A 13,217-nucleotide genomic window follows, 5' to 3' on the forward strand; every position below is an offset into this window, starting at 1 on the left:
CGGACCAGGGTAGCGGGTTTCGGTAGGGTCGTGCTCGTGGAGAGTGCTCGGCGCGTTGTGATCGCGGAAGACGAGGCCCTGATCCGGCTGGACCTGAAGGAGATGCTCCAGGAGGACGGCTACGAGGTCGTCGGGGAGGCCGGGGACGGCGAGGCCGCCGTGCGGCTGGCCCGCGAGCTGAAGCCGGACCTGGTGATCCTCGACGTCAAGATGCCGGTGCTGGACGGCATCTCGGCGGCCGAGCGGATCTCCGCGGAGCGGATCGCGCCGGTGGTGATCCTCACCGCGTTCTCCCAGCGCGAGCTCGTCCAGCGGGCGACGGAGGCCGGGGCGATGGCCTACCTCGTCAAGCCGTTCTCCAAGACCGACCTGGCGCCGGCCATCGAGATGGCCGTCAGCCGGTACACCGAGCTGCGGGCGCTGGAGGCGGAGGTCGCCGGGCTGCAGGAGCGGCTGGAGACCCGCAAGGTGGTCGACCGCGCGAAGGGGCTGCTGCAGCAGGCGCACGGCTGGTCCGAGCCCGAGGCGTTCCGCTGGATCCAGAAGACCTCGATGGACCGCAGGCTCACGATGCGCGCCGTCGCCGAGGCGGTCGTCGCGGGCGCGACCGGCGGCCGGGACGAGCCCGCCGCGGGCTGAGGGCCCCACTACCGCTTTCTGGCGAGTTGTCAAGGGCCAACCGCGGACACCGGCGTGCCCAATGTCCGTCACCCTCTGTAATCATCCCAGGCAAGTGCGGGTATCGGATGGGCACGGAGGAGTAACGAACGAGTAACCCTTCGATCCGGGGGTCCTGTTCTGGGGTGGGTCGACGGTGTACGACATAGCTGATCCCCGACTGCCCGTTTTCCGGTCCCCGGTTCTCGGTGTCGGGGCATGTCTCGTACCCGATCCCCTCCCGGATCCGGATGGAAAGGTTGGGCACCTTGCGGCGCAACATGATGAGGATCACCGGCGCGGTGGCGGTGAGCGCGGCGCTCGCGCTCAGCGCCGTGGCCTGCGGTGGCGACGATAGTGAGTCCGGTGGCAGCGACAACGAGGTCACGATCGGGTTCATGGGCGACCTGACCGGTGAGAACTCGGGCCTGGTGATCCCGCCCAAGCAGGGCGCGCAGCTGGCCATCGAGCAGTACAACGCCACGAACCCCAAGGTCAAGATCAACTTCAAGACCTACGACAGCCAGGGCAAGCCGGAGCAGGCGACCTCGCTGGCGCTCGGCGCGGTCAAGAACGACAAGATCGCCGGCCTGATCGGCCCGGCGTTCTCGGGCGAGTCGCAGAGCGTCGGCCCGATCCTGGAAGAGGCCAAGATCCCGAGCGTCTCGCCGTCGGCGACGAACATCACGCTCGGCGAGAAGGGCTGGAAGTACTGGCACCGCGTGGTCGCCGACGACGCGGCGCAGAGCGCCGGCGTCGCCGACTTCGTGATGAACTCGGGCGCCAAGAAGGTCTTCCTGGTCTCCGACAACCAGGACTACGGCAAGGGCCTCGCGGACGCCATCGAGAAGGCCGTCAAGGCCAAGGGCGCCCAGACCCAGAACGACGCGGTCGACGACAAGGGCACCGACTACTCCTCGACGGTCAACAAGATCAACGAGTTCAAGCCCGACTTCGTGTACTTCGGCGGCTACTACGCGGTCGCCGGCCGGCTGTTCAAGCAGCTGCGCGAGGGCGGCTACAAGGGCAAGATGATGTCCGGCGACGGCTCGCTCGCCACCGGCCTGATCGAGGGCACCGGCGAGAAGAACGCGCAGGGCACGCTGATCAGCTGCGGCTGCCTCATCGACCCGACCGGTAAGACCAACCCGAAGGCCAAGAAGTTCGCCGACGACTACAAGGCGAAGTTCGGCTCGGACGTCGCGATCTACTCGACCGAGGGCTACGACGCGGCCACCGCGTTCGTCGAGGCCGTCAAGGCCGGCAAGACCAAGCCCGAGGAGATCAACGAGTTCCTCAAGACGATCGACGTCCAGGGCGTCGGCAAGCAGATCAAGTTCGCCGAGAACGGCGAGCTCGCCACCCTGGACATCTACATCTACGAGGTGGAGGGCAACAAGCTTCCGCTGCTCGGCAAGGCAAGCGAGGCTAAGGTCTCCTAGGCGCGCCACCAGCGCCCCTGACGAGATCCCCTGATGGCGCGGGAGCGGGAGCGCTACAGCGCTCCCGCTCCTTCTCTGATTAAGGCGACCCCAAGGTGCTCGACGACTTCATCAATCAATTCTGGCCGTCGACCATCGACGGTCTGGCGCTCGGCGCGATCTACGCGCTGCTGGCGCTGGGCTACACGATGGTCTACGGCGTGCTGAGACTGATCAACTTCGCACACGCCGACATCTTCATGGTCGGCACGTTCGCGGCCCTGTGGACCGTGCGCACGCTGGGCGTCGGCACGGTCGGCGGCATCGCGCTCGTGGGGGTGGTGGCGCTGTCCGCGGTGGTGGCCGGCCTCATCACCGCGGGAAGCGCCATGCTGCTCGAAGTGACAGCGTACCGACCGCTCCGGAAACGGGGGGCGTCCAGGCTGGCGGCGCTGATCTCGGCCATCGGGGCGTCGATCTTCATCCAGCAGCTGTTCGCGACGGTGGTCGTGTACCGGGTGTTCGGCACTTCCAAGGAGGGCGGGCGGCTGCCCGTCGACGAGCACTTCAAGCAGCTCACGAACGTGGTGGACGTCGGGCCGATCCAGATCAGCAACGACAAGGTGATCATCTTCGTCGGCGCGGTGCTGATGATGATCGCGCTCGACCAGTTCGTGAACCGGACGAAGCTCGGCCGCGGCATCCGCTCGACCGCGCAGGACCCGGAGACGGCCGTGCTGATGGGCGTCAACATCGACCGGGTCGTGTCGGTGACGTTCGTGGTCGGCGGCGTGATGGCGGGCGTCGCGGCGGCGCTGTACTTCCTGCGCTTCGAGCAGACGAACTACTTCGTCGGGTTCCTGCTCGGCATCAAGGCGTTCACGGCGGCGGTCCTCGGCGGCATCGGCAACATCCGCGGCGCCCTGGCCGGCGGTTTCGTCCTCGGGCTGCTCGAGATGTACGGTTCGAGCCTGTTCGGTTCGCAGTGGCGCGACGTCGTCGCGTTCACCGTGCTGATCCTGGTCCTGATGTTCCGTCCCACCGGCATCCTCGGTGAGTCCCTCCAGCAGGCGCGCGCATGAACCTCACAAAGACGATCAACGGCAAGGCGGGGAAGCGGGGCGCCGCCCTCTCCCTCGATCCGCTGCGGAACTGGTGGGCGGGCGCCCCCGGGTGGCAGCGCTGGGCCGTGTACATCCTGCTCATCATCGGCGGCGTCTTCCTGCCGAGCGAGGCGATCGGCAGCTTCATGGCGCCGAGCGGGGCCAGCTGGCCGTCGATGCTCAGCGACCAGATCGCCATCTACGTGCTGCTGGCCCTGGGCCTGAACGTCGTGGTCGGCATGGCCGGCCTCCTGGACCTCGGCTACGTCGCGTTCTACGCGGTCGGCGGCTACACCATCGCGATCTTCGCGGTGCGGTACCACTGGAGCTTCTGGGAGACGCTCGTCCTCGCGATCCTGTTCTCGGCGCTGGCGGGCGTGATCCTCGGGGCGCCGACGCTGCGGCTCCGCGGCGACTACCTGGCGATCGTGACGCTCGGCTTCGGTGAGATCGTCAAGCGGACCGCGAACAACAGCTCGTTCGTGAACGGCCCGCGCGGTGTGCAGGGCATCCCGCACCCGCCGTCGCTGTCGGAGTTCGAGATCTTCGGCGTGCAGCCGCTGAAGTACGGGCTGCTGGACTCGCGGCCGTACTACTACATGCTGCTGGCGTTCATCATCATCGCGATCATCTTCGTCCGGCGGCTGGACGCCTCGCGCGTCGGCCGCGCGTGGGCGTCGATCCGCGAGGACGAGGACGCGGCCGAGCTGATGGGCGTGCCGACGTTCCGGTTCAAGCTGGCGGCGTTCGCGATCGGCGCGGCGATCGGCGGCAGCGGCGGCGTCGTGTTCGCCGCGAAGCAGACGTCGATCCTGCCGGCGAACTTCGAGTTCATCGTGTCGGCGCTGATCCTGGCGGCGGTCGTGCTGGGCGGCTCGGGGAACATCCCGGGCGCGATGCTGGGCGCGTTCGTGGTGGCGTGGCTGCCCGAGCGGTTCCGGTTCCTGGACGAGTACCGCATGCTGATCTTCGGCGGCGCGCTCGTGCTGATGATGATCTTCCGTCCGGAGGGTCTGTGGCCGTCGCGGCGGCGCAAGGCCGAGCTGGCGGAGGGCGGCGGAGGCATGGGCAGCATGGGCGCCGAGGTCGCCGGGCCGGGTCAGTCCGAGACCGCGGAGGTGGGCAAGTGAGCGGGGCGGACGAGCGCAAGCCGGTCCTGGAGCTGCGCGACGTCGTGATGCGGTTCGGCGGCGTCGTGGCGCTGAACAAGGTGCAGATCACCATCCGCGAGGGGGAGATCTTCGCCCTGATCGGGCCGAACGGCGCCGGGAAGACGACGGTGTTCAACGTGACCACCGGCGTCTACAAGCCGAGCGAGGGCCAGGTCGTCTTCGACGGCAAGCGCATCGACGGCAAGAAGCGCTTCGTCGTGACGAAGCTGGGCATCGCCCGGACGTTCCAGAACGTGCGGCTGTTCCACAACATGACCGCGCTGGAGAACGTCCTGGTGGGCGCGGACGCGCACCACCGCACGGGCCTCGCCGGCGCGGCGCTCGGGCTGCCCTGGTTCCACCGCGAGGAGCGGCAGGGCCGGGAGCTGGCCCGCGAGCTGCTGGAGCTGGTGGGGATCCCGCACCGGGCCGAGGAGGCGGCGAAGAACCTGCCGTACGGCGACCAGCGCCGGCTGGAGATCGCCCGGGCGCTGGCCACCAGGCCGAAGCTGCTGCTGCTGGACGAGCCGGCGGCGGGCATGAACCCGGCGGAGAAGGCGGCGCTGCAGGACCTGATCCGCAAGATCCGCGACACCGGGGTGACCGTCCTGCTCATCGAGCACGACATGAGCCTGGTGATGGGGATCAGCGACCGGGTCGCGGTGCTGGACTTCGGGCAGAAGATCGCCGACGGCCTGCCGGCCGAGGTGCAGAACGATCCGCGGGTGATCGAGGCGTATCTGGGGGCTCCGGCCGATGCTTCTTGAGATCGACGACATTCACGTCCACTACGGAAAGATCGCGGCGCTCAAGGGCATCTCGGTGTCCGTGGACGAGGGCGAGATCGTCACGCTGATCGGCGCGAACGGCGCCGGGAAGACGACGACGCTGAAGACCATCTCGGGCCTGCGGAACCTGACGTCCGGCAAGATCACCTTCGACGGCCGGGACATCAGCCGGATGCCGGGCCACAAGCGGGTGTCGGCCGGGATCGGGCAGGCGCCGGAAGGGCGCGGCATCTTCCCCGGCATGACCGTGGAGGAGAACCTCCTCATGGGCGCGTACGCCCGCACGGACGACGCGTCCAAGGAGCTGGCGGAGGCCTACGAGCTGTTCCCGCGGCTGGCCGAGCGCAAGTCGCAGGCGGGCGGCACCATGTCCGGCGGCGAGCAGCAGATGCTCGCGATCGGGCGGGCGCTGATGGCCAAGCCGAAGGTGCTGCTGCTGGACGAGCCGTCCATGGGCCTCGCGCCGATGCTGGTGCAGCAGATCTTCTCGATCATCGAGGAGATCAACCGGCGCGGCACCACGGTGCTGCTGGTGGAGCAGAACGCCCAGCAGGCGCTGCAGATCGCGCACCGCGCCTACGTCCTGGAGACGGGGCGCGTGGTGAAGTCGGCGCCGGCGCGCGACCTGCTCGACGACCCGCAGGTCCGCGCCGCGTACCTCGGCGGCGAGTCGGGCGACGACCTGGGCGGAGCGGCCGTGCCGGACGCGGCGGCGGCCGAGTCCCCGGACGGCGCCGGGGAGGCCGAGTAGAGGAGGCCGAGCAGCGGCACGGTGCGCGCGCCCGCCGGGCCCGGTCCGTCCGGGCCCGGCGGGCGCCGCCGTGTCCGGGCCGGTGCGTTCAGGGCCGGTGCGTTCAGGGGAGCGCGATCTCGGCGGGGGCCGGGTCGCCGGTGGAGCCGACGGGCGGGGAGCCGTAGAGCCTGATCGCCTTCGTCTTCGCGCCGCGCGGTATGTCGAACCACAGGTCGAACTCGACGCGCATGAACGATCCGACGGAGAGCCGCTCGGGCTGGCGCTTGATCATGGTGGCGTTGACGTCGGGGGAGTGCGTCCGGCCGTCGGCGGTGACGAGCCGCTGCTTCCAGGTGTCGAAGACCTGGATGTCGCGGCCGGTGTTGACGGCGAGGATCCGGACGCGGGTGAAGGCGCCCTTGGCGTCCATCGCGGCGTGGGTGCCCATGACGTCGGTCATGGCGTCGCTGAAGCCGATCACGGTGAAGCGCAAGTCGGCGCTCTGCCCGGTCTTGCCGTGGAGGACGGCCTCGCCCTCGCGGGCCTTCTCGGCGGGGATCGTGTAGGTGGCGGCCGCGTGGCGGCCGCCCGAGGCCGGGCCGGAGCAGGCCGCCGGCGCGAGCGCCGCGGCGAGGGCGGCGGCGACGGCCGGGACGGCGGACAGGACGGTGGACGGACGGGTGCGCGTGTCACGGTGGCGCATGATCCGGAACGTACGGCCGATCGGCGACGGGATGAACCGGCCGATTTCGTTTCGCAACCCAACTGCAACCGGTGACGGACCTACGCCGGTGTCGAGCGGCCCTGCGACGGTGCGGGCGGCGGACCGCCCCCGGACATGCGTTGACCCGGGATCACCTTTGGGGCCGTACGAGCCTTCCCCGGGCGCGTACGTTGTCTACTCGGTGATCCCGGGCCGTTCCCGTCCACGCTACAGACCCCCGGGCGCGCATCGCAAAGAAAGTGCGCATCGCGGCCCGCGGCCGCCGGCGGTCAGGCGCCGGACGGGGCGTCCCGCAGCATGCAGGTGAGCCGGGCGGTGCAGACCCGCCGGTCCCGGTCGTCGGTGATGACGATGTCGTAGGTGGCGAGGGTGCGCCCGCCGTGCGCGCGGGTCGCCACGCCCGTGACGTACCCCTCGGTCGCCGACCGGTGGTGGGTGGCGTTGATCTCGATGCCGACGGCGATCCGCCCCGGGCCGGCGTGCATCGCCGAGCCGGCGGAGCCGAGGGTCTCGGCGAGGACGCAGGACGCGCCGCCGTGCAGCAGCCCGTACGGCTGGGTGTTGCCCTTGACCGGCATGCGGCCCACGACGCGCTCGGCCGAGACCTCCAGGTACTCCACGCCCATGGCCTTGGCCAGGTCGCCGTGCCCGTCGAAGTCCCCGCCGGAGCTGAGCTTCGCGGCCACATCCTGCGGGGACATCCCGCTGGTGTCAGTCACTTACGCCTCCACACAACTGTCGTACGCGCAGACTAGAGTCCTGGTGTGGCGACGACACCAGCGACCCCTGACAAGCGTGACCGGCTCCTCCTGCTCGACGGGCACTCCCTGGCCTACCGGGCGTTCTTCGCGCTGCCGGTGGAGAACTTCTCCACCACCGACGGGCAGCCGACCAACGCCGTGTACGGCTTCACCTCGATGCTCATCAACGTGCTGCGCGACGAGCAGCCGTCCCACATCGCGGTGGCGTTCGACCGGTCGGAGCCGACGTTCCGGCACGAGCAGTACGTGGAGTACAAGGCGGGGCGGCAGAAGACCCCCGACGAGTTCCGCAGCCAGGTCAGCCTGATCTTCGAGGTGCTGGACGCGCTGCGCATCCCGCGGCTGTCGGTCGCCGGGTACGAGGCCGACGACATCATCGCCACGCTGTCCGTCCAGGCCGCCGAGGCGGGCATGGAGACCCTGATCGTCACCGGCGACCGGGACGCGTTCCAGCTCGTCAACGAGCACGTCACCATCCTGTACCCGGTGCGCGGCGTGTCCGAGCTCGCCCGGATGGACCCGGCCGCCGTCGAGGCCAAGTACGGCGTCCCGCCCGAGCGGTACCGCGAGCTGGCCGCGCTGGTCGGGGAGAGCAGCGACAACCTGCCGGGCGTGCCCGGCGTCGGCCCGAAGACCGCCGCGAAGTGGCTCGCCAAGTACGGCGACCTCGACACCCTCGTCGCCCGCGTCGACGAGATCAAGGGCAAGGCCGGCGACAGCCTGCGCGAGCACCTCGCCGGCGTGCTGCGCAACCACCAGATCAACAAGCTCGACACCGAGGTCCCCCTGGATCTGGCGCCGCCGCAGCTGACCATGGGCCAGTGGGACCGCGAGGAGATCCACACCCTGTTCGACTCGCTGCAGTTCCGCGTCCTGCGCGAGCGCCTGTACGCGTCGCTGTCGGCGGCCGAGCCGGAGGCCGACGAGGGCTTCGAGGTCGAGCTCGACGCCCTCGAACCCGGCGCGCTCGGCACCTGGCTGGAGGCGAACGCCGGCGAGCGGCTCGGCATCGCCGTCACCGGCACGTGGGGGCGCGGCACCGGCGAGATCACCGCGCTGGCCCTCGCGTCCAAGAAGGGGCCGGCCGTCCACCTCGACCCGGCCGAGCTGATCGAGGACGACGAGCGCGCCCTCGCCGCCTACCTCGCCGACCCGGCGCGCCCCAAGGCGATCCACGAGGCCAAGGGCCCGATGCTGGCGTTCGCCGCGCGCGGCATGCGGCTGGAGGGCGTCACCAGCGACACCGCGCTCGCCGCGTACCTCGCGCTCCCCGGGCAGCGGACGTTCGACCTCGCCGACCTCGTCCTGCGCTACCTGCACCGCGAGCTGCGCAGCGAGGCCGAGGACTCGGGCCAGCTCACCCTGGACGGCTCCGGCGAGGAGGAGGCGGCCGAGGCCCTCGCGGTCCGGGCGCGCGCCGTCACCGAGCTGGCCGACGTCCTCGACCAGGACCTGGAGAAGCGCGGCGCCACCCGCCTCCTGCACGAGGTGGAGCTGCCGCTCGTCGGCGTCCTGGCGGACATGGAGCGCGCGGGCATCGCCGTGGACGCCGACCACCTGGCGCACCTGTCGGCGTCCCTGGGCGGCCAGGTCAAGGAGCAGGAGCAGCTGGCCCACAACGCCGTCGGCCACGACTTCAACCTCGGGTCGCCCAAGCAGGTCCAGCAGGTCCTGTTCGACGAGCTGAACCTCCCCAAGACCAAGCGCACCAAGACCGGCTACACGACCGACTCCGAGGCGCTGACGACCCTCCTGGAGAAGGACGGACACCCCGTCCTGGAGCACATCCTGCGCTGGCGCGAGGTCGCCAAGCTCAAGAGCATCGTCGACTCGCTCATCCCGATGCTCGACGACGCCGGCCGCATCCACACCACGTTCAACCAGATGATCGCCGCGACCGGCCGGCTCTCCTCGACCGACCCGAACCTGCAGAACATCCCGATCCGCACCGCCGAGGGGCGGCAGATCCGGGAGGCGTTCGTCGTCGGCGAGGGCTACGAGTCCCTGCTCACCGCCGACTACTCGCAGATCGAGCTGCGCATCATGGCGCACCTCTCCGAGGACGAGGCGCTCCTGGAGGCGTTCGGCTCCGGCGCCGACTTCCACACCATCACCGCGTCCCGCGTCTTCGGCCTGCCGCCCGAGCAGATCGACTCCGAGCTCCGCGCCCGCATCAAGGCGATGAACTACGGGCTCGCCTACGGCCTGTCCGCCTACGGCCTCTCCCAGCAGCTGCGCATCTCCCCGGACGAGGCGCGCGGCCTCATGGAGGAGTACTTCGAGCAGTTCGGCGGCGTCCGCGACTACCTGCGCGACGTCGTCGCCAAGGCCCGCCAGGACGGCTACACCCAGACCATCCTCGGCCGCCGCCGCTACCTGCCCGACCTGAACTCCGACAACCGGCAGCGCCGCGAGATGGCCGAGCGCATGGCCCTCAACGCCCCCATCCAGGGCTCCGCAGCCGACATCATCAAGGTCGCCAGCCTCAACGTCGACCGGGCCCTCCGCGAGGCCGGCCTCACGTCCCGCATGCTCCTCCAGGTCCACGACGAGCTCGTCTTCGAAGTGGCCCCCGGCGAACTCGACACCTTGAAGACGCTGGTCAGGACCGAGATGGCCGGCGCCTACGAGCTGCGCGCCCCGCTGAGCGTCTCCATGGGCACCGGCCGAACCTGGCAGGAAGCGGCGCACTAGCCGCCCCCGCCCCGCAGAGCCGACCCGCCCTGCAGAGCCGACGGACACGGAGCGGCGGCAACTCCGTCATGCCCGGTGGCTCGCTGCGGCTTGCGAGGTGCGGGCGAGGGCGTTCTATGGCGCGGTAAGGGGCGGGTCCGAGGCGGGTCTCGGCCGCTGCCTTGTTGTCATAAGAACGGCAATGCACATTTGGGCGGATGCGGGACGGGCCGGGGGTGGTGCGTGGGGATCTTGCGGGTACGGCGGTAGGTGTCCTAGATGTCCGGGGGGTCGTACGCTGTCCCCCTGGTCCTGTTCGGGTCTACCGGCGGGGGTATCGTGCCTCTCCTTCACAAGATCGCTGGAGTTGTGATCGTCTGCGCCGTGGTCCTCGGGCTGACGCTGCCGGGCGAGCGGCGCGGGCGGGACGGGGGGAGCTCGGCCGAGCGGGCCGGGGCCGCGTCCCGGGCGGCCCCCGGGGCGGCGCCCGCGGCGCAGGCCGCGAAGGCGGGCGCGACGCCCGCGGCCTCGGCATCGGGGACGGCGTCGCCGTCCGCGTCGGCGTCCGCGCCGATCCCCGCGGCGGCGCCCGCGGCGGTCGCGGCCAAGGCGAACGAGCTGGGCCAGGTGCCGGTGCTGATGTACCACCGGATCCTGAAGAAGCCCGAGCTGTCGCTGGACCGCTCGACCAAGGAGCTGTACGACGAGCTGACGCGGCTCGCGAAGGACGGCTACTACCCGATCACGGCGGCCGAGTTCACCGGCGGCCGGTTCGCCGTCCCGGCGGGCAGGCACCCGGTGGTGCTCACGTTCGACGACAGCACGCCGGGGCACTTCGCCCTCGACGCGCAGGGAAACCCGAAGCCCGACACCGCCGTGGCGATCATCGAGCAGGTCGCGCGGGAGAACCCGGGGTTCCGGCCGGTGGCCACGTTCTACTTGAACAAGGACCTGTTCGGGATGGACGACGTGCAGGCCGCGGCCGGGCTGAAGTGGCTGCAGCAGCACGGGTTCGAGATCGGCAACCACACGATGACGCACCCGAGCCTGGCCGGCATGTCCGAAAAGGGGGTGCGCAAGGAGATCGGCGGCATGGAGGACGAGATCGTCCAGCTCACCGGGACGCACACCACCACGTTCGCCTACCCGTTCGGGTCCGTGCCGAAGAAGGCCGCGTGGGCGGAGAAGGACGGCGGCCGGTACTCCTTCCAGGGGATGTTCCTCGCCGGCTGGCGTCCGGCGCTGTCGCCGTTCGACGACGACTTCGACCGGTGGAAGATCGACCGGATCCGCTCCGAGGGTAAGATCAAGGAGAACGACTGCAAGAAGTACTGCTCGACCGCGTGGCTCGACTATCTGGACAAGCACCCGGATGAGCGGTACACATCTGACGGGGACCCGAACACCGTCACGTTTCCGAAGGCCGCCGAAGACCGGCTCGCCAAGGAGTACCGGGACCGTGCGCGGACTTACTGATCATCGCCGCCCCGGGCGGATTGACCCCGCGAGATCGGTCCCATATCCTGATCGCTGCGCTGTGGGCCTGCGCGCGCTTCGGACGGAGCAGGCTCGCGCTCGGTCAGGTCGGCGACAACGGTTCGGTTCACTGACGCGGCACGACCCGCGTCCCATTCCGGTCTTCGGCAGGGCGGATAAAGGCCCTCCGCGCACAACCCATACGACTTCCATGTCCGTACCGGAGCCAGCCGACACATGACGAGCAGCACCGAGGCCACCTCGACCACCCCGCAGGTAGCGGTCAACGACATCGGGTCGCAGGAAGCCTTCCTTGCGGCGATCGACGAGACCATCAAGTACTTCAACGACGGCGACATTGTCGAGGGCACTGTCGTCAAGGTCGATCGTGACGAGGTCCTCCTCGACATCGGCTACAAGACCGAGGGCGTCATCCCCTCGCGCGAGCTCTCCATCAAGCACGACGTCGACCCCAACGAGGTCGTCACCGTCGGAGACCACGTCGAGGCCCTCGTCCTCCAGAAGGAGGACAAGGAAGGCCGTCTGATCCTGTCCAAGAAGCGCGCCCAGTACGAGCGCGCCTGGGGCACGATCGAGAAGATCAAGGACGAGGACGGCATCGTCACCGGCACGGTCATCGAGGTCGTCAAGGGCGGCCTCATCCTCGACATCGGCCTGCGCGGCTTCCTGCCCGCGTCGCTGGTCGAGATGCGCCGCGTCCGCGACCTGCAGCCCTACGTGGGCCGCGAGCTCGAGGCCAAGATCATCGAGCTGGACAAGAACCGCAACAACGTGGTCCTGTCCCGCCGCGCCTGGCTGGAGCAGACGCAGAGCGAGGTCCGCCAGACCTTCCTCAACACCCTGCAGAAGGGCCAGGTCCGCAAGGGCGTCGTGTCCTCGATCGTCAACTTCGGCGCGTTCGTCGACCTCGGCGGCGTCGACGGCCTCGTGCACGTCTCCGAGCTGTCCTGGAAGCACATCGACCACCCGTCCGAGGTCGTCGAGGTCGGCCAGGAGGTCACGGTCGAGGTCCTGGACGTCGACATGGAGCGCGAGCGCGTCTCCCTGTCGCTCAAGGCCACCCAGGAAGACCCCTGGCAGCAGTTCGCCCGCACCCACCAGATCGGCCAGGTCGTGCCGGGCCGCGTCACCAAGCTGGTGCCGTTCGGCGCGTTCGTCCGGGTCGAGGAGGGCATCGAGGGCCTGGTGCACATCTCCGAGCTGGCCGAGCGGCACGTGGAGATCCCCGAGCAGGTCGTCCAGGTCGGCGACGAGATCTTCGTCAAGATCATCGACATCGACCTCGACCGGCGCCGCATCAGCCTGTCGCTGAAGCAGGCCAACGAGGGCGCCGTCGGGATCGACGAGGAGGACTTCGACCCGACCCTGTACGGCATGCCCGCCGAGTACGACGAGCAGGGCAACTACAAGTACCCCGAGGGCTTCGACGCCGAGACCGGCGAGTGGCTGGAGGGCTTCGACGAGCAGCGCGAGACCTGGGAGCGGCAGTACGCCGAGGCCCGCGCCCGCTTCGACGCCCACCGCCGGCAGATCGAGGAGGCCCGCAAGGCCGAGGCGGAGGCCGACACCGCGCCCGCGGGCGGCGGCGGCGAGACCTCCTACTCCGGCGGCGGCGAGAGCGAGTCCGGCGGCGGTGCGCTCGCCACCGACGAGGCGCTCGCCGCGCTGCGGGAGAAGCTCTCCGGCGGCCAGTAGCCGCACCCTCCTCC

11 protein-coding genes are annotated in these 13,217 nt (G+C 69.9%); 9 read left to right on the plus strand and 2 right to left on the minus strand.

The window, feature by feature from the left end; all coding sequences use genetic code 11:
* Positions 1 to 36: 36 nt before the first annotated feature.
* From ABTW95_RS14520 to ABTW95_RS14545, 6 genes are all read left to right on the plus strand, one after another.
* Entirely contained in the window at positions 37 to 639 is a 603-nt protein-coding gene (locus ABTW95_RS14520; RefSeq protein ID WP_396445724.1) for an ANTAR domain-containing response regulator, read from the plus strand.
* Positions 640 to 938: 299 nt separating this feature from the next.
* Complete coding sequence (locus ABTW95_RS14525; RefSeq protein WP_500226489.1) at positions 939 to 2,099, plus strand: branched-chain amino acid ABC transporter substrate-binding protein; 1,161 nt, start codon at positions 939 to 941, stop codon at positions 2,097 to 2,099.
* Positions 2,100 to 2,194: 95 nt separating this feature from the next.
* Positions 2,195 to 3,160 carry a branched-chain amino acid ABC transporter permease gene (locus tag ABTW95_RS14530; RefSeq protein WP_396445726.1) on the plus strand — a complete coding sequence of 322 codons (966 nt, stop codon included), beginning with the start codon at positions 2,195 to 2,197 and terminating at the stop codon, positions 3,158 to 3,160.
* The gene (locus tag ABTW95_RS14535) at positions 3,157 to 4,311 is read left to right on the plus strand and encodes a branched-chain amino acid ABC transporter permease (protein WP_396445727.1); all 1,155 of its coding nucleotides are present in this window, start codon (positions 3,157 to 3,159) and stop codon (positions 4,309 to 4,311) included. Before ABTW95_RS14530 ends, ABTW95_RS14535 begins: the two co-directional genes overlap by 4 nt.
* A complete protein-coding gene (locus ABTW95_RS14540) occupies positions 4,308 to 5,099 on the plus strand; it encodes an ABC transporter ATP-binding protein (protein ID WP_500226490.1) in 792 nt (263 codons plus the stop codon). The genes ABTW95_RS14535 and ABTW95_RS14540 overlap by 4 nt, the downstream gene beginning before the upstream one ends.
* Positions 5,089 to 5,871, plus strand: coding sequence for an ABC transporter ATP-binding protein (locus ABTW95_RS14545; protein ID WP_500226491.1), 783 nt, complete (start codon positions 5,089 to 5,091; stop codon positions 5,869 to 5,871). The genes ABTW95_RS14540 and ABTW95_RS14545 overlap by 11 nt, the downstream gene beginning before the upstream one ends.
* 103 nt (positions 5,872 to 5,974) lie before the next feature.
* On the opposite strand, the gene ABTW95_RS14550 is transcribed toward ABTW95_RS14545, so the two are convergent.
* The gene (locus ABTW95_RS14550; RefSeq protein WP_500226492.1) at positions 5,975 to 6,556 is read right to left on the minus strand and encodes a DUF4352 domain-containing protein; all 582 of its coding nucleotides are present in this window, start codon (positions 6,554 to 6,556) and stop codon (positions 5,975 to 5,977) included.
* Between the two features lie 290 nt (positions 6,557 to 6,846).
* Complete coding sequence (locus ABTW95_RS14555; RefSeq protein ID WP_396445834.1) at positions 6,847 to 7,203, minus strand: PaaI family thioesterase; 357 nt, start codon at positions 7,201 to 7,203, stop codon at positions 6,847 to 6,849.
* A 138-nt stretch (positions 7,204 to 7,341) separates the two neighbouring features.
* Between ABTW95_RS14555 and polA the strand changes: the two genes are divergently transcribed.
* From polA to rpsA, 3 genes are all read left to right on the plus strand, one after another.
* Complete coding sequence (gene polA, locus ABTW95_RS14560; protein WP_500226493.1) at positions 7,342 to 10,032, plus strand: DNA polymerase I; 2,691 nt, start codon at positions 7,342 to 7,344, stop codon at positions 10,030 to 10,032.
* 363 nt (positions 10,033 to 10,395) lie between these two features.
* Positions 10,396 to 11,487, plus strand: coding sequence for a polysaccharide deacetylase family protein (locus ABTW95_RS14565; protein WP_396445731.1), 1,092 nt, complete (start codon positions 10,396 to 10,398; stop codon positions 11,485 to 11,487).
* 237 nt (positions 11,488 to 11,724) lie between these two features.
* Positions 11,725 to 13,203, plus strand: a complete 1,479-nt coding sequence (gene rpsA / locus ABTW95_RS14570) for a 30S ribosomal protein S1 (RefSeq protein ID WP_500226494.1) — start codon at positions 11,725 to 11,727, stop codon at positions 13,201 to 13,203.
* Positions 13,204 to 13,217 lie beyond the last annotated feature (14 nt).

It is taken from the genome of Spirillospora sp. NPDC127506, from assembly GCF_040302145.1.
Taxonomy (GTDB): domain Bacteria; phylum Actinomycetota; class Actinomycetes; order Streptosporangiales; family Streptosporangiaceae; genus Spirillospora.

What these genes read in the sequence shown, in the direction of transcription:
- ABTW95_RS14525 (WP_500226489.1), top strand. Translation starts at nt 939, where the DNA reads ATGATGAGGATCACCGGCGCGGTGGCGGTGAGCGCGGCGCTCGCGCTC.
- ABTW95_RS14535 (WP_396445727.1), top strand. Translation starts at nt 3,157, where the DNA reads ATGAACCTCACAAAGACGATCAACGGCAAGGCGGGGAAGCGGGGCGCC.
- ABTW95_RS14545 (WP_500226491.1), top strand. Translation starts at nt 5,089, where the DNA reads ATGCTTCTTGAGATCGACGACATTCACGTCCACTACGGAAAGATCGCG.
- ABTW95_RS14550 (WP_500226492.1), bottom strand. Translation starts at nt 6,556, where the DNA reads ATGCGCCACCGTGACACGCGCACCCGTCCGTCCACCGTCCTGTCCGCC.
- ABTW95_RS14555 (WP_396445834.1), bottom strand. Translation starts at nt 7,203, where the DNA reads ATGGGCGTGGAGTACCTGGAGGTCTCGGCCGAGCGCGTCGTGGGCCGC.
- rpsA (WP_500226494.1), top strand. Translation starts at nt 11,725, where the DNA reads ATGACGAGCAGCACCGAGGCCACCTCGACCACCCCGCAGGTAGCGGTC.